Below are 23,500 nucleotides of genomic sequence, written 5' to 3'. Positions count from 1 at the left end.
TTTTATCGATAAAACAATGATATAATATATAATTATTAATACTAGAAAGCGGTGATTTACTTGGATTTTAGACAATTAGAAACTTTTGTTGAAATTATAAACTCTAAAAGCTTTTCTAAAGCAGCTAAGAAGCTTTTTTTAACCCAGCCAACAGTATCTAATCATATTCAAAATTTAGAAAAAGAACTTGATACAATATTGCTTAATAGATCAAATAAATATATATATCCTACTGAATCTGGCACTATTTTATATAAATACGCCCAAGAAATACTTGATATAAAGAATAATGCTCATTTTACATTAAATAAATACAAAGGAAAAATTGATGGTAATTTATATATTAGCTCAAGTTCTATTCCTAAACAGTATCTTTTGCCTAAAATAATAAAACAATTTTCAAATAGATATCCTGATGTCAAATATACTATATCTCATAAAGATTCTAAGGATGTTATTGAAAGCATCTTACAAAACCAAACCGACTTTGGTATTGTAGGAGCTAAATATTCTTCTAAAAAACTCGAATTTATCAAACTAATGGAAGATGAGATGGTTATAGCCTCACCATATAATCTTACATCCTTAAATCCGTATTCAACTGTAGATACCGATTTCTTAATGAACAACAACATAATCTTAAGAGAACAAGGCTCTGGATCACGTCTTCAATTTGAAAAAATATTAGATGAACTTAGTATAAATATATCTAACCTTAATATTATAGCCTGCATTGAAGATAATGAAACAATTAAGCAATTTATAAAGCAAAATTTAGGTATTAGCATCATGTCTTTATTGGCTATCAAAGAAGACATAAATAGCAATACTATAAAACCCCTTTGCTTAAAATCTCAATACACAAAGAGAAATTTTTATTTCGTTTATAATAAAAATAAATACCTTTCTCCATTAGCAAAAACCTTTAGAGATTATATTATTAATACTTATTTTCATAATTAATTTATTATGTTACAAAATTACTAGTAGAACAAGGTTTATAACCTTCTGTCATAATTCTTTACTTATTTAATTATATATCAAATTGACAACTTACTCAATATCAATTTTGTAAGATATACATTTTGTGCCAAATTAACACTTTAATAAATAAAAAATAGAGGTATCCTTCCTTGATATCCTCTATTTTTTGCTTATACAAATTGCTTGTCAAAATTGCTCATAAAACAATAATTTTCAAATGAAATATGACAAGCACATGTAATTTGTCAATCTAATACCGCACTTTTGTAAAGTTTTCTAGTTGATTTTTTTCTTAAATTATTCTCAATACACCCTTCCATTTTATGATTTTATTAGTATATTAGGTCTTTTAGCATAACTTATATAATAAGTACATATCATTTCTTAATATTCATGTTCTTTTACACAAATATATCCACATTAGCTAGTGCATTACACTTCTTAAGTTTATAATTATGCTTTTTTATCAACAATATTTTTTTGTTTTTTGTAATTTCTTCATTGCGGTATCTCCTTTCATAGTCTATATTTACATTTTATTACTTTTTTTACAATTTCGCAACGTTTGTGATAAAAAAGATTGTCATATGACAACCTTTTCTCCTTTTTATATGAATACTATCTGTCAAAATTCCTCATAAATGTATAATTACCGAAATGCTCTTTTGAGATATGGCATGCACACATACAATTTGAAGGTCCACCAATTGGAGTCGGAGTAATGCCACTACACTTCTTTAACGTTTTAATGTTAGTTTTTTGATTTAGTCTTTTCATTTTCCACATCCTTCTTGTTTTGTTATTTATTATATTATATAGCATAATTTGTTTTTTGGCAATATATACTAAAAAAGATTGTCATATGACAATCTTTTATCTCTTATATTTTTTTTATATTATTTTTATACGCAAATATTGCAGCTTGTATTCTATCTGTTACTTCTATTTTTTTAAATATATTTGATACATGATTTTTCACTGTCTTTTCGCTAATAAACAACCGCTTAGCTATTTCCTTATTATTTAAGCCCTCTGCTATCAGTGTAATAACCTCATATTCTCTCTTCGTTAGATTCTTTTTGTTACCCGCTAACCCGTCGTCATCATTTTTATATCTTTGGGAAAGCAAGTTAGCTATTGAAGATTGTATGAACCTACTTCCTCCCATTACGTTTCTTATTGCATTTATTAATGTACTTGACTCTGCATCTTTCAATACATAGCCATCTGCACCTATATTAAGTGTCTCACTTAAATATTCCACATCATTGTGTATAGTTAGCATTATTATTTTTGTATCAATACCTATATCCTTTAGTCTTCTTAAGACTTCTATCCCACTTAATTTAGGCATATTGATATCAAGTAACACTACATCTGGCTTTATCTCTAAACATCTCTGGATTGTTTCTTCGCCATCTTTAGTTTCCTCAATGACCTTTATATCATCCTCAAGCTCTAATATTTGTTTTAGACCTTGTCTCATCAACGCATGGTCATCTGCTATCATTATTGTTATTATATTATTATCCATCTTAGTGTTCATCCTTTCCTAAATACGGTATAGAAACGCTTATTGTTGTACCTTTGTAAGGAACCGATTCTACTTTTATTTGTCCGCTTAATAATTCAACTCTTTCTTTCATTCCAAGCATTCCGAAACCGCTATTAGAATCTTCTTCATTTCCTGTATGCTCTATATCAAAACCAATACCATCATCTTTTACAGCTACATTCAAGCATCCATTTACATATTCTAATATAATCTCTACATTTCTTGCTTTTGAGTGCTTTATTATATTACTAAGTGCTTCTTGAATTACTCTAAAAATTGATAATTGTACTATTGAATTTATATATTCGTGTTCTCCAAGTATTTTAAATTTAACGTCAATACCTGTTTCTTCGCTAAATCTATTTTTTAATTTTTCTATAGTGGGTATTAAACCTAAATCATCAAGAGACATAGGTCTTAAATCATATATAATCCTACGTACATCTGTTAGACATCCTCTGACTACACTTTTTAAACTTCCAAGCTCATCTTTAGCTCTATTAGGATCTTTATATAATAATTTTTCACACAGCTCAGCTTTTAGTACTATATTAGCCATTGATTGAGCTGGCCCATCATGTATCTCTCTTGCTATTTTTTTTCTTTCTCTTTCTTGAGCTTTTATAATTTTTACACCATAGTATTTCTTTCTATCCATATCTTCTATTGAATCTATGATTTCTTCAAGATTTCCATTAAGGTAATCTATCGCTGTACAAATCTTAGAACCTAACCCATCAGCTTTTTCTAATGTTTTAGCAAGGTTTCTATACCTTATCTCTAATTCATTTCTACGGTTAATAAGATCTTTTTCCTCTTGTCGTTTTAATACCAAATTTATTCTAAAATTATTTGCATTTTCGTAAGCATTTTTTATATGTTCTTCATTAAATTCATTGAAATTCTTGCTAACTCTCATCAATTCAAATCTAGCCTTTTTCTCCTCTAGTTCGAGTATATCTAACTCATTAATAATAGTTTCTATTTTAGATTTTAGCAGAACTAATTTTGAGTTTACTATATCACACTCTTTTCTTACGCTTTCTGCTATTTCAAATATTTCTTTCTTCCCCTCTGCTATAGTATTTAAAGCATTACCAAGTATACTATGAATCCTATTTGCAGTTAAAATATCATTTTGCATGACTAACACCATTGCCTCCTCAAAATATATTACTAACTTTTTTCTTTACTATACTTACATTAACCATTTATATAATTTAAACTACTATATCTCTAAACAAATGGTGTTAATTTTGAGGATTATTACTCAACTTTCATATTATAAATCTCTACTTTTTCTGCTTCGCTTAATACTCTTTCTAAATCAATGAGAATAATTAATCTATTATCAAGTTTACCTACTCCAGTTATGTATTTTCTATCTATGCCACTTACAATGTCTGGAGCTGCATCTATTGAGTCATCTGATAGCCTTATTGTTTGTGACGCTTCATCAACAAGAAAACCTATCTGTTTTTCATGTAAATTTATTACAATTATTCTTGTATTTTTATCTACCTCTGTCATATCCAAACCAAATCTCTTTTTTAAGCATATAATTGGTATAACATTTCCTCTATAATTTATTATGCCTTCTACAAAAGAAGGTGCATTGGGTATTTTGATACTTTCCTGATATGGACCAATTTCCTTAACATTCATTATATCAATACCATATTCTTCTTTTCCTAATTTGAAAACAACAAACTGTTTTTCACTCATATTTTCTCCCCCTTCGTGAGTATTCGACAAATTTAATGATGCCCAATTTCTCTTAACTATTTATTTCTACAAATTTTCTAAATTTCCTGCAATCATTTTCAATTGATAATTTTTTCAAAAAAAGTTGCTTCCATAATGATTATACTTGTAATTTCCTTATTGAAAGCTTAGATGATCTACAGTATTATCATTATTATGAAGCAACTCATAGTTTCTTATATTTAGTTTTAGTTCTCGTCTTTTATAACCTCTATTGATTCAACTTGTTTTTTAAAGTTCTCCCTAAACCCTGCTAAATACTCTTTTCTAAGTCTTGCTTGTTCTTCTTTTTCTTCACTAGACAATCCAACTGTCTTTGATTTTTTCGCTAGAGCATTTATTTTGTCAATTAATTCTTTGCTTATCAATTACATCACCTCTATAGCTAACTATTTATTTAGCTTAACTCTCCAATTTTTTCTTCAACTTTTTCTAATATCTCATTTGTACTTAGTATGTCTTTAACTTTGTCTATCTCTTTGTACATTATAACATCATTTTCTATTGTGTCAACTTGTTTTCTAATTATATCGTATGCAATACTAGTAGCTTTACCCAATCCTTTATTTTCTTGTAGGTCGATTGCTTGGCAGGCAGCCAAACACTCCATTGCTAATACTGCACTTGTATTTTTTAATATCTCAGCTGCCTTTCTAATAGCTATAGTTCCCATTGAAACATGGTCTTCTTGATTAGCTGATGATGGTATTGAATCAACACTAGCTGGATGAGATATAGCTTTGTTTTCGGATACCAATGCTGCTGCGGAATATTGTACTATCATGAAGCCTGAATTCAAACCACCTTTTTTAGACAAGAAGGCCGGCAGACCACTTAGCGCAGGATTAACTAATCTTTCAAGTCTTCTCTCTGATACGTTAGCCAATTCACTAAGAGCTATAGATAAATAATCAAACGGTAATGCCATAGGCTCTCCATGGAAGTTTCCTTGAGAAATAACATCTCCCTCGTCTGGGAACAATAATGGATTGTCTGTTACAGAATTTATTTCTATATCTATCTTACTCTTTACAAAGCTTATAGCATCTTTTACTGCTCCATGAATTTGTGGTAAACACCTAAGTGTATAAGCATCTTGTACTCTAATCTCTCCTTGTCTCGTTGTCATATTGCTACCATCTAAAATCTTCAACATATTACTTGCTGTGTTTATTTGCCCCTGATGTCGTCTCAACTGATGAACTCTACTGTCAAAAGCATCTGTTATACCATTTAATGCTTCTATTGTCAAACCTGCTACAATGTCTGCTGTTTTATAAAGATTAATTGCATCATAAACTGCTAAAGTTCCAATTGCTGTCATAACTTGAGTTCCATTTATTAATGCTAGTCCCTCTTTAGATGTCAATCTAACGGGCTCTATATTTGCCATTTCTAAAGCTTTTAATCCACTCACTTTTTCACCTTTATATATAGCCTCACCCTTACCTAATAATACCAGCACCATGTGAGCTAAAGGAGCTAAATCTCCACTTGCACCTAGTGAACCTTTCTCTGGTATTATTGGATGTACATCTTTGTTTATCATGCCTATGAGTGATTGTAATGTACTTAGTCTTATTCCAGAATGTCCTTTTGCTAAAGCATTTACTCTCAATAGCATAATTGCTCTTACAACATCTTCTTCTAAAGGATTTCCTACTCCACATGCATGGCTTTTTATTAGATTTTCTTGTAGCTCCATAGTTTCTTCCTTGGATATATATGTATCGCTGAATTTTCCAAAACCAGTCGTGATACCGTATACAATCTTTTCCTTATCAACTAGATCATCGACCAGCTTTCTTGCACGCTTTATACGTATTTTAGATTCTTCTGTAAGTTCTACCTTATAAAAGTTTCTTGCTACATTCACAACATCTTTGATACTTAAGCTATTCCCATCAATAAAAACAGTATTCATAATTACACACTCCTATTATAATATTTTATCTATATGGTTTATATCTTAGGATAAATACCCAAAGGTTATCTAGTCTAACTATAAAGACAACCTTATTACTTTTGTAAAATCTCGACCAATACTATTATACTCCTTTTTGTGTATAGATTTCAAAAAATTTTTTAGACTTTATAAATTTTAGTATTTTAACGCTTTATTATGATAAATCGCTCATTTAAAAAACCCTCCTTATGAGGGTCTTTAAATTCTTACTATAAAATTCAGTTTCTGTTAACATATAGGATTGTCTTTTACGCATATCTTTAAAGTTTATGATAATGTCTCCTTTATTTGATTATATATCTCTTCTGATGTTTTTCCTCTTGCATTTATAATTGGTTTATCTGTCTCAGTGTTGCTTATTCCCATAATATTTGAATCTCCACCTGTTACAACAATAGCATCACAACTATTAATATCACTATTTTCTATTGTGCTAACATCAAAACCTTTACCATTTAAATATTTGCTAACATCTGTTAAAGAGTCTTCTACTAAAATTTTCTTATGCATAATACACCTCCAATAAAATTTATCTAAAATTTATTATTACAAATATTGAAGGCTTTTATACTTGTTATAGTTTTTTACAACTACCTCGTTTTTGTATTTGAAATGGTAATTTTATAATCTCATCTTGAGATTTTTCACCTTTTATCTCTTTTATTATTCTTCTGATTGCAACTGCTCCTATATCATAGAAAGGTTCTTTGATTGTTGTAAGCTTTGGCCTAATTAAAGACGCTATCTTATAATCTCCAAATCCTGTTACTGATATATCATCTGGCACTACTATATTATTGTCATTTAAATAGTTTATTAATCCAACTGCTATTTCATCTTTGCTACATATCACAGCGGTTACATCTCCTATTTTTTTAAGTAATTCTACCCCAGCATTATATCCTTTTTCATAGCTACTATCTTTAACTTTTATTACATTTTCTTTAGCATCTTCATATTCGTATAATGCATCTTTATATCCATTTAGTTTTTGCAGCTCCATAGTATTTTCTTCTTTTATGTCTCCTATGAATGCTATATTTCTATGTCCTAATGATAATAAGTAGTTAGTCATTTCATATGATGCCTCATAATTATCAACTTGTACGCTTGGAGTTCCTTTAGATATAGAATTCCTACTTAAATACACAAAAGGAATCTCTAAAGTTTTAATATCTGCTTCTACTTCTTTGATTAATTGCTCTCCTATTATAACTATCCCTGCTACCTGTTTACTGTTTAGTAGTTGAATGTATTTTTTTTGGGCTATGGTATCTCCATATGAGCTACACAATAATATATCATAATTATACATCTTGCCTATTTCTTCTATTCCTCTAACCATTTCTGCAACATATGAATGACCTATGTCAGAAATAATAACTCCTATTAAAAAGGATTTTTTTGTAACTAATGACCTTGCTATTTCATTTGGCTTATACCCTATTTCTTCTATTATCTTTAGTACTTTTTTCCTAACTTCTGGACTTACTGGTTTTGAATCGTTTATTACCCTTGAAACTGTTGAAATCGATACTTCTGCTAATCTAGCAACATCTTTTATTGTAACTGCCATTAATATCCCCTCCATTATCAGATCTTTATCTTCTTTTGTTATTTTTGATCAGTCTAAAATATAATAACTAAAAACATTAAAATTATAGTTCCTTGAATATTATTATAGCATTCCAGACATTATCTCTCCAATTATGCTTACAAAATTATAGGTTTCATAATCAAATTCTTTTTCATTCAATGGAACAGACAATTGTAATATTCCTTTAAGTTTACCTTCAAATATAATAGGGACTAAAATCAATGAAAACCAGTTTGGGTTTCCTGTGAATAGCTCCTTTTCTTCTATATTTTCCCAATCAATTAAAAACTCTCCTCTTCTAGTCTTGATTATTTTTTCTATAGTTTTTTTGTTTATGTTTGGATATTCTATCCAATCATCTGTAAATCTCTTTCTTGAATAAATATCTTTGGTATATTTTTCTTTATTCAAAGTTATCAAAACCCCGCTGTAAGCTTCTACTATTTCTATAAGCCTACCTAGCGCTAAATATATCTTATCTTTTTTTGATAATTCCCTTTTAAGCAAATCTATTATCTCTATCATTACTAGTACATTTCTCTGGTCATTTACTATATTCCCTGATACAATTCCTGCAAGCTTATCTAACCTAGCTGTTTTACCTATAGTATTACTCCAAATCACGGTTTTATTTCTACCAGTTTTTTTCGCGCTATATAGTGCTTGGTCTGCCTTGGCTATTAATTCTTCTTTATGCGTTCCTTGCGTCGGGTAAGTTGATATACCTAAGCTTATAGTCAAAGGATTATCTTTTCCTAACAAATTATCATTTTCTACTTTTTTACGTATCTTTTCGGCAATACTGTAAGCAGTATCAGTATCATTATTATATAATATTATTAAAAATTCTTCTCCACCATATCTACCTACTATGTCATCTCTTCTAACACTACTTAATAGTATCTTCCCTATCTTTCTTAATATCTGATCTCCTTTTTGATGACCAAATTTATCATTGACATTCTTAAATCTATCTATATCAGCCATAATTATTGAGAATATAGAGTCTTCACTCACATTTTTAAGTATATCATCAAAGCTGTATTCTAGGTATTCTCTGTTTTTTATTCCCATAAGTTTATCTGTTGATGATTTAGCTTTTAGACTATAGATGTCTAAATTTACATATGCCAAAGAAGCTAATGTTTTAAACATCGGTATTAAATCATTGCTTATTCGATTGATTAATTTGTCTGTCTCTATATAGAGATATGCTACAATTTTGTTTTCAACTATATTACTCATTTTTCGTCTTTCATTTATAGTATATTCGTCTTTTTTCTCTATTATTGGTAAACAAACTAAGCCAGTTATATCATCATTCATTTGCTCTGATATTAGCTTGTTTTGTACTTTGTTATCTACTCTATTAAATATTATTATGTTTCTATTTTTATTTACGTAATCAATTATATTATATATATACTTATTATCTTGTACATTTCCTATACTATGCTCTGCTATTATATAGTAGCTTTCGTCTTTCTTCACTGCAATAAATCCTCTGTCAGCTAGAGTCATTCTCATAGCATACCTTAATATTAATTTAAGATTAGTCTCACAATTTGATGTAAAATTATCTACTAACATCTGTATTGAATCGATATTGACTAGTTGAGAAGAGCATTTTTGTCTTGTTAGCATTTCTAAAAATTTGTTATTCCTAAGCATATCATATAAACTATCATCAGCAGTTAAGAGAGTATCATCTATACTATCCTCTTCCTTGTAAATATGTTTAATACATTCATTTAATCTCTTTTTTGCATCTTTTATTATTATACTATATATAAATTTTCTAATTAGCTTATTATTTCTTATCTTAGATACTGTTCTATGGAATATATAAAGAGTATTTATATAACAGTTAATAGCCTCCACATACTCTTTATCGTTTAAATGTAAATTCCCAATGCTGAAATTCACTATAGCTTCTAAGTCTTGTATACTCTTCGATTTTATAATAGCTTTGAGCCTTATAAGTTCTTCTTTATTTTTATCTTCAATAAAAGCATGGAACAATTTGTTTTTCATATCAAAATACTCGTTAGTAAATATCTTTGACAAATCATCATCTTTTTTTAAAACCTTTTTTGCATATTGATTATCATTGTAAAGTAATGCCAGTTCTAAAATTTGTATTACTGCATATCTCCTATTTCTATAAGACTGCATTTTTTTTATATTGTCTATGACTATATCTAGTTTATTGTAATCAAGCTTGCCATTCTTACAGCATAAAGTAAGCGTTTTAGTAGTTTCTGATACCAAATATTCATCCATACTATTTTTTTGATTAATAAGCTCTTTATGAATATCTTCTATTAGCTCCCATCGGTTGAATTTATAATAAAACTCTATTAAAAAAAATTTATATCTATTTTCATCTTGCCATCTAACTACTTCTTTATCGTATAGCTTGTTTATTATCTTTGTATATTCATAGCATTTTTCATACTCTCCCATTTTAAGGTATACTATTGCAATATTGACATTTACTATGAACATAAGCCTTTTATCATTATATTCATTAGACTCTTCTTTTAATTTCAAGAAATGAGCCAATGCTTCACTGTATAAATCTCTTCTTATTAATGACTCTCCTAAGCTATTATTAAAGCTAAGAGCATTATCTATTAAATTATATTCTTTACTGAGTTCTAACCCTTTGCGAAAATAATGCAATGCTTTGTCAAAATCATCTATATATTCTTCATATATTACTCCTAAATTGTTTAGAACTATTAGGTAACCTAAGATATCCTCAATGTTATTACATTTCTCAAAATAGCTTACACCTTTGTTTACATATATTAAACCTTCATCCATATTGGAACGAAGTATGTTTACTACGCCTATTTGATTATATAAATGACCTAGATAGTTCACTCTTTGATGCTTTTGTGCCACATTTATATATTTATTACATAATGTAAATATATCATCTAATCTTGATACTGAAAAATATACTCTATTTAATATTTTTACAGATTCTAAATATCCGTCTATATAACCAATTTCTTCTGCCATTAATTTTGCTTCTTTAACATAGCTTTCTGCTTCTTTAAAGTGCTTTTGCATATTGAGTAAATCTGATATTACGTTTTTAAAATTAACTATATAGTAACTATAACCATAGCTAATTGCTATCTCTAATCCATCTCTTGCTAGTTTCATACAATTCTCAATATCAGTATAGAGTAAATAAAGTTTTGATAGATTGTATAAAACCTCTAGTTTTCTATAATTGTCACTATCTTCGAGAAGTTCTTTCGCATAATTCCATAGCTCTATTGCTTGCGATATAATCATCATATTTTGCATGTTTTTAGCAAATTTTATTACATAGTCAATAGCTTTTTCTTTCTCCCCAGACATTATACAATGATATATTATCTCATCATAGTTAAAATTCACACTCACTTCGTATATATCTCTAAGAACTATACTCGCTTTTTTATGAAGCATTTTTCTTTCAATTATATTTATTTTCCTATACACATATTGTTTTGTGTGTACATTTTTTAAATTGTATGTGAACCCATAATCTCCAACTGTTTTTTCAAGTATATTTATTTCTAATAACTCATCTACAACTTTTACTAGTTTATCATCTTTAAAACCAACTAATGATTTTATTACTTCCCATGACACTGGAGTTTTAAATATACACACACATTTTAAAACCTCATATTGATACTGAGTAGTAATATTCAACTGTTCGTTTATTGCTTGTTCTATATTACTGGGTATCCTTATTTCTGCATAATCTTGGTACTTTCTTTCCCAATAACCATCTTCATTTATAAACAGTTCTTTGTGATTATATAAATTTTTCAAGACTTCTTCAATATATGCTGGATTGCCTTTTGTATCTCTCATTACTCTAGTTGCAAACTTGATAGGCAAATAGTTCATTTCCAAAATATTCTGTATGAATTCAGCTGTTTCGTTTATATTGAATCTCATAAGCTTCAGCTCATGTATATCTTTGTTATTAAGTAAGTTCTTATTATGCTGATAGCGCTCTTTATTGAGTTCCCTATTATAGGATACTATGAACACTAATGGGCTGTTCTTGATATTGTTAACCATATATGTGATAAGTTTTATTGTATGCTCATCACAATAATCTATATCATCTAGAATTATATATGTAGGCTCATCTTTTATAAAATCAAGCATAAAATTTAAAATTCGATTATATAACCTTAGCTCCTCCCGTCTACCTTTTAGGAGCGTTGAAGGTTTAATATTATCTATATAGCTTAACTCAGGTACTATTTTAACTAATTCGCTTCCGTATTTGCTTAATAGATGATATTTATTTTGCTGGCTTGCTCTATTCTGACAAACAGATATCATAGTTTTCAATATGTCGACAATAGGTTTTAGTTTTTGCTTGTTTTCTGATATCTTACTTGTATATACATAGCTTCCTTCCATCTTCAACCGATAGGCAATCTCTTTTAATAATCTTGTTTTTCCAATCCCTGAAGACCCATTTACTGTAATAAGTTTTTCTTTATATATACCTTCTTGCTTATGCTTGTTTACATTTAATATATAATTTATCAAGTTATCTCTACATATAGTAGGTGTATCAAAATTTAACACCTCTTTAAATCTAAAAATATCCTCATTTTTGACTTCATCACACAATTTGGACAAAGTTATCAATAAGGAACTAACATTTTTGTACTCGTTAAGGGTTTTCTCTATATTGATACTTTTAACTATATCTCTCAAATGAACATACTTATTATCTTCTTTGTTTGAGACTTTGCTTAATAAATAATTACCAATACTTGCTATACTATATATATAACTATACAAATTTTCTTTATTATCTTTAGCTTTATCACTTGTATCTTTAGATTTGTTTATTATATAATTGATATTTGATTCATTTGCAGATATATAGCTTTTAAGTTTTAGCTTTAGATTTCCTTTATCTTTGAACAAAAATAGGTTATCAGCTTTAAAATCAACATATATCTTACCTTTTGTATACAAATAATCAGCTATTTTACTTATCTCAATCATCATGTTTATTACTTGCTTTACAGTAAATTCCCCTGTATAATCATTAAGAGTAATAGTGTCTATGTATTCTGTTATAAAAAAATATTGTTTGTTATAATTTGGCTTATTATCTATAGTACAAATTAAATCAAATAACATATCTTGGGCTATAGTCTTGTGTTTTATGCTCCTTATTGAAATAAAATTTTTAGTTAAAAACTCTATAAGCGGTTTGTTTTTTATACTGTTTGAAAGAACTTTCAATAATACAATTTTATTTCTAATTAAATCTGTCGCTTGATAGACAATACCATTATGTTCTCGTTTATAGATAGAGTTTATTCTATATTGTTTATTTATAAGTTCCATGTTGAACACTTCCTCAATTTAATAAATATTCATCAATATATTTGTTTTATAAACACTTATTACTAGTAAATTATATCATATATTTATTAAATAAAATATATTTTATGGAAATTGGTAAATAACTATATTAATTGATTTTTTAATATTAATTATTAAATTGCAAATAATATTATCACACAATTGTAGTTGTATCAAGTATATAATATATAGGTCAAAGTATTTATTTAAACATAAATTATTAACTAAAGGAGGGTTTTTGTAAATAATATAGAATATAATAGACAAAATGTTAATTAATTTATCAAAAACTGCTGAAAGAGGGTGCTATATTGAAAAATAAACAACATATTAAATCAAAAAAACACAAACATTTTTCTTTATTGATTGTCCCTCAGTCTAAACCAACTAAACAGATTAAAATTGCAAATTGGATACCTAAGGTGTTTTCCTTTATTTTAGTCACTTCATTTTCGCTAACCACAATTTGGGTTTACAATATGTATACATCATATAATTTTATGAAAGTAGATTACCAATCAAAAATAGACAAAATTGATGAGCTCAATAAAATAAAAAAAACTCAGGAAAAAGAAATAGTAGTGCTCAAAGAAAAAACACTTGAATTTGAAAATAAATTAGCACAAATTGAAGACCTACAGGATACAGTTAAAGATATGGTTGGTTTACCGACTGATGATACTAATGAAAAAAAGATACCTTTAGCTTCCCGTAGTAATACATATAGTGATTTTAATATTAAAGAAGTAAATGGAGATATGATTGAAATTTCAAGATTGCTAGATCAAAGCGAAGAAAACCTTAACTGCCTAATAAGCGATGTTGAGAAAAGGTTGAATTTCCTAAGTGCCGAGCCTAATGACTATCCTTGTAAAGGGAAAATAACTTCTGGCTTTGGTTACAGAAAAAATCCTACTGGCAGAGGATTAGAGTTTCATAAAGGTCTTGATATTGCCAATAACTATGGAACAAATATCTGTGCATCTGGTAACGGTATAGTAATTTTTTCTGGATATAGAGGTAGCTATGGAAAAGTTATTATTATAAACCACGGTTATGGATATGAATCATTTTACGGTCATAACAGCAAACTGCTGGTAAAGGTTGGAGAAAAAGTAGAAAAAGGTCAATTGATATCACAAATGGGAAACACTGGTCGTAGCACAGGAACACATGTACACTTTGAAATCAGAAAATATGGTAAGGCAATTAATCCGTATAATGTGCTAAGTAAAAAGGAGTGATTTTATGTTTGGAAGCAAGAATAATAGCGGTTCTTCTAATCCTAATCATATAGATACGTTGATAGGAAAGGACTCTGTAATAGAAGGAAAAATAGTTACTAATGGTACTTTGAGAATTGATGGTACTATAAATGGTGATTTATCTGTTAAAGGCAATATAATAATAGGTGAAGCAGGTAAAATAAAAGGAAATCTAGAGTGTCACAACATTGAGATATCTGGCACTGTGGATGGAAATATTAAGTGTGCCGAACTTTTAAGGATTACTGATACTGGCAAACTATTTGGAGATATAGACGTTAAAAGCTTTATAGTTGATGAAGATGCTGTGTTTGAAGGTAACTGTAAAATGAATAAAAACAATGTTAGCTCTTTCAATCGTGATGAAGAAGAAGCTACTGATTAAATAAATTAGCGCTAAAAAAGCTTTACTCCATATGAGTATTGCTTTTATTTTACTCCTATATGATAAAATTTAAAGTGGCTTGTGATTAAGCCACTTTGTTGTATTTTAATATTATGGTACTAACACCCTAAATTGTCCTTTTAAAACCTCAAATTCTGCAGGAAGTTTTCCTGCATATTCTCCATCTACATCTATATCAGTATCTTCGTCAGACATATTTGTAACATATAGTTTTCTTGTTTTGAAATATGTTACATTTGGATGGTTTACGTGTTCTCCTCTTAACACTTTTATACATAACGATATTATTTCCGGTAGTTCAGATTTTTTAATTATAACACAATCTAAATACCCATCCTGTACTTCTGCTGCTGGTGCTAATTTTTTAAAACCACCTATAGATTTTGTATTTGTCACTAAAAATAATAACACATCGTCCTCGCCTTCGTATTCCTCAGACTGGAATTTTAGCTTTATAGGCATAAACTTTTGTTTTGGTAATTCTTTTGCACCTTCTATGTAGTAAGCTATCTTTCCTAAATATGTTTTTAACTCACTTGATGCCTTATGTGCCACGTTGGTTAGTAAACCTCCTGCTGCTACATTCACAAATATAGAATCATTGCATCTACCCAAATCCACGTCCATAATATTTTCATCAAATACCATTTCACAGAAGCTTTCAACGGTTTTAGGCAATTTCAAAAATCTAGCAAAATCATTAACTGTACCTGACGGTAATATACCTACTGGGATTTTTCTACCTCCCATAACTATTCCTGTCGCCACTTCGTTAACTGTACCATCTCCACCAGACACTAAAATAATATCCCAATCTCCTTTACAACACTCAATTGTTTTATTCATTGCATCGTACTTTTTGGTTGTAGCATATTTAGATACTAGATAGCCTCCATTTAATAAACCAATACATATATTGTCTATTCTTTTTTGTACAATCTGTCTACCTGACGAAGGATTATATATAAACATTACCTTTTTCATCTTATTCCCCTTTTCTAGTACAATTTATTTGTGACTTAATTTATTGTTGCTAAATTTTTATTTTGTTGATAGCAACTTGCTTATCAATATTACATGATTTACATGTAAATAAATGCATACATTCTTCGCATGATGCACCATCTACTAGCTCAGTAATACTACTTGACAGATACGGACTATAGTTGTCCATATAATCAACTACTCTGCCTTTATCTATCATTTTCCTACCACAAACATCACAGTTTACTACTAATTCCTTTACACCATTGCACATTGGGCAAATCAATTTAGAAACCTCCTTAATACCTTTATGTAACTATTTTAACCAATAAAAGAGGTTTTATTTTAATATAGTTATTTCTATTCTTCTATTTTGTCTTCTGCCTTCTTCTGTATCATTAGTTGCTATTGGTTTTTGCTCTCCCCAACCTATAACAGACATCCTATTTTCTTTGATGTTTTTCTCATTTACAAAGTATCTAACCACATTAATTGATCTAGCAACTGATAGTTCCCAGTTAGATGCATATTTACTTGTATTTGTTTTTACATTGTCTGTAAATCCCTCTATCCTAATCATATTATTCATTTTAGCTATTTTATTACCTATTTTATCTAGCACATGTATTCCTTCACTCGATATCTTATCATCACCACTTTTAAATAATACACTGTTTTTGAATCTTATCTTAATTCCAAAACCATCGCTTATGATATCTACATCTGATAAAAGATGGTTCTCTTTTAAATATTTTATAAAATCTTCGTCAGGCCCTTCACCTTTATCTGTATTAGTTTGAAATATATTTTTAATTAGGTTCTTGTTAACCTCTGATAACACCTTATTGCTCTTTAGTAACTTACTATTTTCATTTTCTAGCTCTTCAAGTTTAATATTGAGTGAAGTTTTTATCTGACTTAATAAACTTGATTCGTTAGATGTTAATGTGAAAAGCAATATAAAAAAGCAAAGAACTATTGTTATCATATCACTATATGTAATCATCCAATAATTTTCAAACTCATCTTCCCTATTTTTATTTGTATTCATTCGCTACCTTCCTCTCCTTCAGCTTTTTTCTAGGGTAAATAAGTTTCTTTTCTTGTGGCAGCATTGAATTCATCTTTTCAAAAACATTCCTTGTCGTATCATTTTTAGATATTAATACACAACCTTCTGCTATGATTTTATAGTATAATATTTTCTTGTATATATACTCCTTAATTCTCCCCATAAGTGGAACTGCTATAAAATTAGCAACAATCGCTCCATAAAGTGTGCTTACTAACGCACAAGACATGCTATTAGCCAAAAGGCTTGTATCATTTAGGTGTGACAATAATCCTATCATCCCTATAAGTGTCCCGATTAATCCAAAAGCTGGCGCTACTTGTGCTATTAGCTTAACTACATTATAAGCTCTGTATAAGTGGTTCTCTGTTGCCTGTATTTCTTTATCTAATATATCTTTCATATCATTAGGCTTTACGTAGTCACATACCAAAAGCATTGAGTTTTTAATGAATTCAGGCTCTTTTTCCACCTCTGGCTCTATCTTTATTACACCATGTTTTTTTACTTTAATCGCATAATTGTAAATTGTATGTATTCCACCTTCATAATCAATGTCATCTTTAAAACTTTTTCTTAGTATCTTTACTGTAAACAACAAAGTATCAAAAGAAAAGCTAATAATTATAGTTAGTAATACTCCTGCGAATATTAACTCTATTGCTCCAAGGTTAAAAAGACTTTTCACAGAAACATTGCCTATTAAAGAATGTATTAACACTATAATCAGCAGTACTATCAGTATCATACTATATTTGTTGACTTTAAATTTAATCATTTAATCACTCCTGATTTTCACTAGTATATTTTTAACTGTAAAATTTGCCATTCATTTTAGGCAAAAAAAATATGGTCTTTGACCAATTAAGCATCTCCAAGGTGCCGTTATACTCATAATTCACACCCGCTCACACTAGCAGGTGGGTGTCCTATCAACGGCTTCTAACTTCCAGCTTATACAGGCATGTTATACACAATTGAACCCAGACTCCCGTATAAATTACGTCGGTTGAATTATAAAGCAAGAACAAACACCTCAGAGTTCCTATACTTATTATACTATAATTTAGCATAAAATAAAAACAAAATATATGTTATTGTATTCAGTTTTTGGTTATTTGCTAATTTGCAGTGAAAATTGTTTGTTTATGTTAGCTGATATAATGTCTTCTAAATCTTTTTCACATAGTATTTCTTTATCTATCAATTTATCTGTAATTAGCTTTAAAGTATTGATATTTTCATATATTAATGATTTAGTCTTTTTATAGAGCTCATCAATTACTTCTTTACTTCTTGATATCATATCCTTACTAACGCCGTTATCATTACCAAGGAACTTAAGATAGTTTAATAAACCTGTCTTCTCATCCATCCCAAACTTATATAGCATAGACAATATCATATCTGTTGCTTTCTCAAGGTCATTAACAGCACCTGTTGTAATGCTCTCTATTCCGTATATTAATTCTTCTGCCGCCCTGCCACCTAGCGCTATCATTATATTATTGATTATGTCTGTTTTTGTTTTATACATTCTTTCAACTGGTATATTCATACTAAATCCACCGACACCTTTTGTACTAGGTATTATTGAAACTTTTGTTACTCTATTTTCAGGACATAATAACTTTGTAACCAATGCATGTCCAGCCTCGTGATAAGCTGTAATCTCTTTATCTACTTTAGAGATAGTACTTGTATCCTTTTTTTCTTCTCCAACAAGTATGCTATTGTATGCTTTATCTATATGCTTCATTTTTATTTCTTCTTCTCCATGGCGTGCTGCTAATATAGCAGATTCATTCATTAAACTTTCAAGCTTCGCTCCACTAAAATATACAGTTTCAAATGCAACTTTTTTTAAATTAACATCTATAGCTAGAGGTTTATTTTTTGTATGAACTTCTAGTATTTTATGCCTTGCATTTACATCTGGTAACCCTACTTCTATCTGTCTGTCAAATCTTCCAGGTCTTAAGAGCGCATCATCTAATATGTCTACTCTATTAGTCGCTGCTACTACTATAATTCCTTCGTTACCCTTAAATCCGGACATCTCTGTTAACAATGCATTTAAAGTTCTATCATTTTCATCATTTCCCATCTCATTACCGCGTCTTTTCTTCCCTACAGCATCTATCTCATCTATAAAAATTACACATTTTTCCGCTTCTCTTGCCTTTTTAAATAGTTCTCTTATTCTACTAGCTCCTAGACCCGCGTATACCTGCACAAAGTCTGATCCATTAACTGCAAAAAAGGGTACTCCAGCTTCTCCTGCAAGTGCTCTAGCTAATAGTGTCTTTCCTGTTCCTGGTGGCCCATAAAGCAACACTCCTCTAGGTATTCTAGCACCTAGTCTTTCATATTTGTATGGGTCAGATATAAAATCCACCAACTCTTTTATATTGCTCTTTACTTCTTCATTACCTGCTACATCTGTAAATTTTATTTGTGCTTTTTCATCGTGGCTATTTGTAATATTTGATAATTCATTTATTTCCTTTTGCGCCTGCCTACTTTTGCCCTTATTTAAATAGATGACAATCAAAACAAACAAGCCTACTAAAATAACTGCTTGTAATATATCCATAGTACTCATACTACTCTCTTTTTCTTTAACTTTTATACCTTCGAGTAATAATAATTCTTTGAAATTTTCTGTTCTTGGATTATCTGTTGTAAATAATTTACCATTTTTCAGATATCCCTTAATCTTTGCAGTATCATTTAATATGACCTCTTTAACTTGTTTTTCCTTGATTAGTTTATTAAATGTTTTGTAATCTATTTCTTGAGGCTTGGCCTTATTTTGAGTGTAAATTACTACCGAGCTGATTATGGCTATAACTATAACTAAGCTAATCAGAATGAAGTGTTTTCTAGATAATGAACTCATATTTATCACCTTTCCAGTTTACATAATATGTTTTATTGTATCATATTTTAGGCGACAAGTCCATTGTATAGAGCATGGTTTACATAACCTATTTTGCCATTTCTATGTTTTTATTGAGAATTTCTTCTATTTTAATCAGATTTACCTCTTCGTATTCGAGACAGATTATGAAAGGCATTATTGGTCTTATTCTCTCGAAATCCTCATAACCAAATTCACTATTGTAATAATTCAATATAGTGCTGAGTGCTGTCCCGTGAGTTGCTATTACTATGTTTTTATCTTGATTTGATTTTAATAAATCTTCGAGTGCATTTATATTTCTTTCTTGTACTTCTTTTAAACTTTCACTCTTTTGAGTTTTATAATTTAGATCCATCCATTGCTTTTTAGCAAAGCTATCAAAATCTTCTATCCACTCTCCTGTCATTCTTTCTCTTAATGCATCTACTATTTTGATTTGTTTGCCTAGCTCCTTGCTAAGATATGCTATAGTATCTATAGACCTTTTATAAGGACTTGAATACATAATATCTATATTCTTATCTTTTAGTATACCTACTATGTGTCTTGCATCCTCTTCTCCCTTTGGCGTCAATGGCCTTGTTAACTCATCATGAATACTTATGTCTGACTGGGCATGTCTTACAAAATATACTTTTGTCATACTAGCTCCTCCAAATTGAAGATATTATTATGTTCAAAATCTCTTAATATATCACCGGTTAAATAATTTGTTATTTCATTTTTTCTAATCCATAAATACTGGCTATGTTCATGTGATAACTCAACTTTATCATCTTTTGCAAAACAAAGGTATGTTAAGATTAATGCTTGCTTTTCTTGTTCTTTTTTAAATATAGTAGCATATAAAAGTCTACCTATTCTAACCTCTAGTCCTGCTTCTTCATAAATCTCTCTTAAAAGTGCTGTTTCTAAATCTTCTCTTTCTTCCATTTTACCACCAACACATTCCCACTGGTTAGCCCCTCTCTCTTTATATGCTGTTCTTTTTACAATCAGCATCTTGCCCTTATAAACAATTATCCCTTTAACTACTACATCCATATATTACTGGCTCCCTTCTGTTTTATATACTATATTAGTTTTCATATACTTGCAAGTAAAAAGACTGCCTCAATAAAGACAGCCTTAATTCATAGCCGAAACTTCGATTTCTTTAAGCTTAGCTAAATAAGTTTAGATACTGTTTTTTTCTAATTTCTATAGTTTATCAAAATAATAATTACGCAAAAGCAATCACTTGCCAGCATATATACGTTATCCATGCGTCACATTTATCGTTTCTTTCACTTTTAACGTATTTAACGAATCTATCTAATTCCATTGCATATTCTCTACTCACCTTTTAACATTTTCATCACACCATCAAGTTTCTTTTGCTGATCTGAATTTAAGAAAGGTCTAATCATCTCGAAACGTTTTAGTTTTTTATTAAACTCTTCGTCTGTGCTATCTCCTTTTAATTTTTCTTTAAGTTCTAGTAATTCTTTCATTACTTCATCCTCTGATTTATCTGAATAATTATTAGCTAAATCTTTAAACTTATTAAATTGTTCCTGATTCCCCCCAACGTTAAGCTTTTCTAAAACTTTTTCAAGCTTTTTATTATCTTTCATATATAACCCCCTTTGTTTATAAAATATCGTGACAATTCTATATTTAAATTTATGAAAAAAATCTGATATATATTACTTACTTAATTATTTATGATTAAATCAATCATTTAATTTTATAAACACATGAACAATTTTAGTGCTATTAACATATTATATAATCATCACAGAAATTCTCAAGGATAGGAGGTACTTTAATATTGAAAAAAATAGTTTCTAAACCAGTCAATAAAAATCAAAATCAATATGCAAACCGTAATTCTAATTTGACTATAGACATAGAAGAAAACGACGATTTTAATTCGTCGCCAATTAGTACATTATTTGCACCACTTTTTGCAACACCAATATTAGGTTATGCTGTACTTTTTTTAACATCTGGATACGTTGTTAATAGTATAAAAAGTTTTACTAAAAATAACTTTGATAGCATAGGCTTAGATATCCTAGGATTAGATAACATAGGATTGGATAGTTTTAATACAGATACTATAAACTCTCTAAGAACAAAGATTGATACAGCTATTAAAATCGCACCTTATCTTCCTGAAAGCATAATAACAACAATGAACAAATATATCCCTATGTACAATAATTTTAATAGAATCTATTCTCTAGTCGAGTTTGCTCAAAATAACGCTAGTATTTCTAAAATACAACCATCTATGACATTAAGCTCTCAAGATAAGATAAATAATATATTAGAAATTATAAAGGAAGACTACCCAGAAAGTGCATTAAATGGAGTTAAGCCAGTCGTAGAAATATTTTCTAATATGGACAAGTATAAAACAGTCTTAAACGGAATAAAAAGTATGTCAAACGGTACAAAGGCCCCAGAAAATACAATAAGTTCTATAATTGATATTGCAGGACCTTTACTTGGTTTAGATATTGCAAATCTTGGCAAAATAAAAGAAATGGTAGAGATGTTTCAGTTAATAAACGTTGTAAATTCAAAAGATGAAGAATAGTAGTATACTACTATTCTTCGTTTATATTTTTTAGTAACTTTTCTATATCTTTTGGATACTCAGCCTTTATATTTATTCTCTGGCTATTCCTTGGATCTAGAAAACTAATATAATTTGCATGTAACGCTTGTCTGCTTATTATATTAGTGTTGTTTTTGTTGTATAAACTATCACCTACTATTGGATGTCCAATGTGAGAAAGATGAACTCTTATCTGATGTGTTCTGCCTGTCAATAACTCTAATTCTAGTAGTGTGTGCGATTTATATCTTTTTATGACACCATACTTTGTCATGCAGTTTTTGCCTGAAGGTATAACTTTATTCTTAACTGAATCAGTTTCATCTTTACCTATTGGTAAGTCTATTACCCCATCATCTTCGTTGATAACACCATCTACTACTGCTATATATTTCTTCACTACATAGTTTTTTTCCATTTGATTAGCAAGCTTTATATGCCCAAATGGGTTTTTAGCAACTATTACTATACCCGAGGTATTCATATCTAGTCTATTAATAAGTCTAACTTTTTTATGAATCTTTTTATCTTTAAAATAATAAGCAATCCCATTACTTAGTGTTCCTTCTGTGTGATTCTTGGTTGGATGTACCAACATAAAAGGTGGCTTGTTTATTAATAGCAAATCCATATCTTCATATAATATATTTAAAGGTATATTCTGTGGACTATAAACAGGTGTTTCATCTTTCATACTTATTTTTATTATATCTCCAATATATACTTTTGATTTTCTTTTTATGTTTTGACCATTTAGCTGTATGCTCTTATCTTTAACGAGGCTTTTAAAAAACCTAGCTGAAAGCCCCATTTCATCTATAAATGCGTCAAATACAGATTCGTGGTTTGATTTTGCTATATATATTATAGTACTTTGGTTTTCTATTTGCATTGTTACCTCCATTTATTTACTAAAAAAGATTTAATGGTGCTTGCATTATATGTATTTAACAAATATAAT

At 29.1% G+C, this 23,500-nt stretch carries 22 protein-coding genes and 1 other RNA gene; 4 read left to right on the top strand and 19 right to left on the bottom strand.

Features of this window, described 5'->3' with window-relative positions:
• The first annotated feature begins 60 nt into the window (after window positions 1–60).
• A complete protein-coding gene (locus tag P3X86_RS17850) occupies window positions 61–963 on the top strand; it encodes a selenium metabolism-associated LysR family transcriptional regulator (protein WP_483294091.1) in 903 nt (300 codons plus the stop codon).
• Between the two features lie 639 nt (window positions 964–1,602).
• On the opposite strand, the gene P3X86_RS17845 is transcribed toward P3X86_RS17850, so the two are convergent.
• The 9 genes from P3X86_RS17845 to P3X86_RS17805 form a co-directional block, all read right to left on the bottom strand.
• Complete coding sequence (locus tag P3X86_RS17845) at window positions 1,603–1,761, bottom strand: hypothetical protein (RefSeq protein ID WP_483294090.1); 159 nt, start codon at window positions 1,759–1,761, stop codon at window positions 1,603–1,605.
• 103 nt (window positions 1,762–1,864) lie between these two features.
• Window positions 1,865–2,518, bottom strand: coding sequence for a response regulator (locus P3X86_RS17840; protein WP_483294089.1), 654 nt, complete (start codon window positions 2,516–2,518; stop codon window positions 1,865–1,867).
• Between the two features lies 1 nt (window position 2,519).
• Complete coding sequence (locus P3X86_RS17835) at window positions 2,520–3,683, bottom strand: sensor histidine kinase (RefSeq protein WP_483294088.1); 1,164 nt, start codon at window positions 3,681–3,683, stop codon at window positions 2,520–2,522.
• A gap of 122 nt (window positions 3,684–3,805) precedes the next feature.
• Window positions 3,806–4,264: a chemotaxis protein CheW gene (locus P3X86_RS17830; RefSeq protein WP_483294087.1), complete on the bottom strand. Its 459-nt coding sequence runs from the start codon at window positions 4,262–4,264 to the stop codon at window positions 3,806–3,808.
• Window positions 4,265–4,491: 227 nt separating this feature from the next.
• On the bottom strand, window positions 4,492–4,671 hold the full coding sequence (locus P3X86_RS17825; protein WP_483294086.1) for a DUF896 domain-containing protein: 180 nt from the start codon (window positions 4,669–4,671) through the stop codon (window positions 4,492–4,494).
• A gap of 29 nt (window positions 4,672–4,700) precedes the next feature.
• Window positions 4,701–6,227, bottom strand: coding sequence for a histidine ammonia-lyase (hutH, locus tag P3X86_RS17820; RefSeq protein ID WP_483294085.1), 1,527 nt, complete (start codon window positions 6,225–6,227; stop codon window positions 4,701–4,703).
• A 309-nt stretch (window positions 6,228–6,536) separates the two neighbouring features.
• A complete protein-coding gene (locus P3X86_RS17815; RefSeq protein ID WP_483294084.1) occupies window positions 6,537–6,779 on the bottom strand; it encodes a YkuS family protein in 243 nt (80 codons plus the stop codon).
• A 64-nt stretch (window positions 6,780–6,843) separates the two neighbouring features.
• Complete coding sequence (locus P3X86_RS17810; RefSeq protein ID WP_483294083.1) at window positions 6,844–7,845, bottom strand: LacI family DNA-binding transcriptional regulator; 1,002 nt, start codon at window positions 7,843–7,845, stop codon at window positions 6,844–6,846.
• 102 nt (window positions 7,846–7,947) lie between these two features.
• Window positions 7,948–13,260 carry a diguanylate cyclase gene (locus P3X86_RS17805; RefSeq protein ID WP_483294082.1) on the bottom strand — a complete coding sequence of 1,771 codons (5,313 nt, stop codon included), beginning with the start codon at window positions 13,258–13,260 and terminating at the stop codon, window positions 7,948–7,950.
• A 329-nt stretch (window positions 13,261–13,589) separates the two neighbouring features.
• Between P3X86_RS17805 and P3X86_RS17800 the strand changes: the two genes are divergently transcribed.
• Together P3X86_RS17800 and P3X86_RS17795 are read left to right on the top strand one after the other, a co-directional pair.
• Entirely contained in the window at window positions 13,590–14,522 is a 933-nt protein-coding gene (locus P3X86_RS17800) for a peptidoglycan DD-metalloendopeptidase family protein (protein ID WP_483294081.1), read from the top strand.
• Between the two features lie 4 nt (window positions 14,523–14,526).
• Entirely contained in the window at window positions 14,527–14,928 is a 402-nt protein-coding gene (locus P3X86_RS17795) for a bactofilin family protein (protein ID WP_483294080.1), read from the top strand.
• 111 nt (window positions 14,929–15,039) lie between these two features.
• Here the strand turns inward: P3X86_RS17795 and P3X86_RS17790 are convergent, their stop codons facing one another.
• The 9 genes from P3X86_RS17790 to P3X86_RS17750 all read right to left on the bottom strand — a co-directional run bounded on the left by P3X86_RS17790 (window position 15,040) and on the right by P3X86_RS17750 (window position 21,547).
• Window positions 15,040–15,933, bottom strand: coding sequence for a YegS/Rv2252/BmrU family lipid kinase (locus P3X86_RS17790; protein ID WP_483294079.1), 894 nt, complete (start codon window positions 15,931–15,933; stop codon window positions 15,040–15,042).
• 49 nt (window positions 15,934–15,982) lie between these two features.
• Complete coding sequence (locus P3X86_RS17785) at window positions 15,983–16,219, bottom strand: hypothetical protein (RefSeq protein ID WP_483294078.1); 237 nt, start codon at window positions 16,217–16,219, stop codon at window positions 15,983–15,985.
• 54 nt (window positions 16,220–16,273) lie between these two features.
• Window positions 16,274–16,984, bottom strand: coding sequence for an OmpA family protein (locus tag P3X86_RS17780; protein ID WP_483294077.1), 711 nt, complete (start codon window positions 16,982–16,984; stop codon window positions 16,274–16,276).
• Window positions 16,971–17,783, bottom strand: coding sequence for a motility protein A (locus tag P3X86_RS17775; protein ID WP_483294076.1), 813 nt, complete (start codon window positions 17,781–17,783; stop codon window positions 16,971–16,973). The genes P3X86_RS17780 and P3X86_RS17775 overlap by 14 nt, the downstream gene beginning before the upstream one ends.
• 89 nt (window positions 17,784–17,872) lie before the next feature.
• A non-coding RNA gene (gene ssrS / locus P3X86_RS17770) (6S RNA) lies at window positions 17,873–18,051 on the bottom strand.
• A gap of 68 nt (window positions 18,052–18,119) precedes the next feature.
• Window positions 18,120–19,907 (bottom strand): ATP-dependent metallopeptidase FtsH/Yme1/Tma family protein, encoded by a 1,788-nt coding sequence (locus tag P3X86_RS17765; RefSeq protein WP_483294075.1) that lies wholly within the window; start codon window positions 19,905–19,907, stop codon window positions 18,120–18,122.
• 88 nt (window positions 19,908–19,995) lie between these two features.
• Window positions 19,996–20,574, bottom strand: a complete 579-nt coding sequence (locus P3X86_RS17760) for a histidine phosphatase family protein (protein WP_483294074.1) — start codon at window positions 20,572–20,574, stop codon at window positions 19,996–19,998.
• The gene (locus P3X86_RS17755; protein WP_483294073.1) at window positions 20,571–20,975 is read right to left on the bottom strand and encodes an NUDIX hydrolase; all 405 of its coding nucleotides are present in this window, start codon (window positions 20,973–20,975) and stop codon (window positions 20,571–20,573) included. The genes P3X86_RS17760 and P3X86_RS17755 overlap by 4 nt, the downstream gene beginning before the upstream one ends.
• Before the next feature lie 290 nt (window positions 20,976–21,265).
• A complete protein-coding gene (locus tag P3X86_RS17750; protein ID WP_483294072.1) occupies window positions 21,266–21,547 on the bottom strand; it encodes a hypothetical protein in 282 nt (93 codons plus the stop codon).
• Between the two features lie 197 nt (window positions 21,548–21,744).
• Here P3X86_RS17750 and P3X86_RS17745 point away from each other — a divergent pair, with 197 nt between their 5' ends.
• A complete protein-coding gene (locus P3X86_RS17745; RefSeq protein WP_483294071.1) occupies window positions 21,745–22,518 on the top strand; it encodes a hypothetical protein in 774 nt (257 codons plus the stop codon).
• Window positions 22,519–22,528: 10 nt separating this feature from the next.
• On the opposite strand, the gene P3X86_RS17740 is transcribed toward P3X86_RS17745, so the two are convergent.
• Complete coding sequence (locus P3X86_RS17740; RefSeq protein ID WP_483294070.1) at window positions 22,529–23,431, bottom strand: RluA family pseudouridine synthase; 903 nt, start codon at window positions 23,429–23,431, stop codon at window positions 22,529–22,531.
• Window positions 23,432–23,500 lie beyond the last annotated feature (69 nt).

Source organism: Abyssisolibacter sp. ZYX002, from assembly GCF_056892235.1.
This window is presented reverse-complemented; position numbering and strand designations above follow the sequence as displayed.

Excerpts from the sequence above, each read along its gene's own strand:
- P3X86_RS17845 (WP_483294090.1), bottom strand. The coding sequence starts at position 1,761 with ATGAAAAGACTAAATCAAAAAACTAACATTAAAACGTTAAAGAAGTGT.
- P3X86_RS17840 (WP_483294089.1), bottom strand. The coding sequence starts at position 2,518 with ATGGATAATAATATAATAACAATAATGATAGCAGATGACCATGCGTTG.
- P3X86_RS17835 (WP_483294088.1), bottom strand. The coding sequence starts at position 3,683 with ATGCAAAATGATATTTTAACTGCAAATAGGATTCATAGTATACTTGGT.
- P3X86_RS17830 (WP_483294087.1), bottom strand. The coding sequence starts at position 4,264 with ATGAGTGAAAAACAGTTTGTTGTTTTCAAATTAGGAAAAGAAGAATAT.
- hutH (WP_483294085.1), bottom strand. The coding sequence starts at position 6,227 with ATGAATACTGTTTTTATTGATGGGAATAGCTTAAGTATCAAAGATGTT.
- P3X86_RS17815 (WP_483294084.1), bottom strand. The coding sequence starts at position 6,779 with ATGCATAAGAAAATTTTAGTAGAAGACTCTTTAACAGATGTTAGCAAA.
- P3X86_RS17810 (WP_483294083.1), bottom strand. The coding sequence starts at position 7,845 with ATGGCAGTTACAATAAAAGATGTTGCTAGATTAGCAGAAGTATCGATT.
- P3X86_RS17805 (WP_483294082.1), bottom strand. The coding sequence starts at position 13,260 with ATGGAACTTATAAATAAACAATATAGAATAAACTCTATCTATAAACGA.
- P3X86_RS17795 (WP_483294080.1), top strand. The coding sequence starts at position 14,527 with ATGTTTGGAAGCAAGAATAATAGCGGTTCTTCTAATCCTAATCATATA.
- P3X86_RS17790 (WP_483294079.1), bottom strand. The coding sequence starts at position 15,933 with ATGAAAAAGGTAATGTTTATATATAATCCTTCGTCAGGTAGACAGATT.
- P3X86_RS17780 (WP_483294077.1), bottom strand. The coding sequence starts at position 16,984 with ATGAATACAAATAAAAATAGGGAAGATGAGTTTGAAAATTATTGGATG.
- P3X86_RS17775 (WP_483294076.1), bottom strand. The coding sequence starts at position 17,783 with ATGATTAAATTTAAAGTCAACAAATATAGTATGATACTGATAGTACTG.
- P3X86_RS17765 (WP_483294075.1), bottom strand. The coding sequence starts at position 19,907 with ATGAGTTCATTATCTAGAAAACACTTCATTCTGATTAGCTTAGTTATA.
- P3X86_RS17760 (WP_483294074.1), bottom strand. The coding sequence starts at position 20,574 with ATGACAAAAGTATATTTTGTAAGACATGCCCAGTCAGACATAAGTATT.
- P3X86_RS17755 (WP_483294073.1), bottom strand. The coding sequence starts at position 20,975 with ATGGATGTAGTAGTTAAAGGGATAATTGTTTATAAGGGCAAGATGCTG.
- P3X86_RS17750 (WP_483294072.1), bottom strand. The coding sequence starts at position 21,547 with ATGAAAGATAATAAAAAGCTTGAAAAAGTTTTAGAAAAGCTTAACGTT.
- P3X86_RS17740 (WP_483294070.1), bottom strand. The coding sequence starts at position 23,431 with ATGCAAATAGAAAACCAAAGTACTATAATATATATAGCAAAATCAAAC.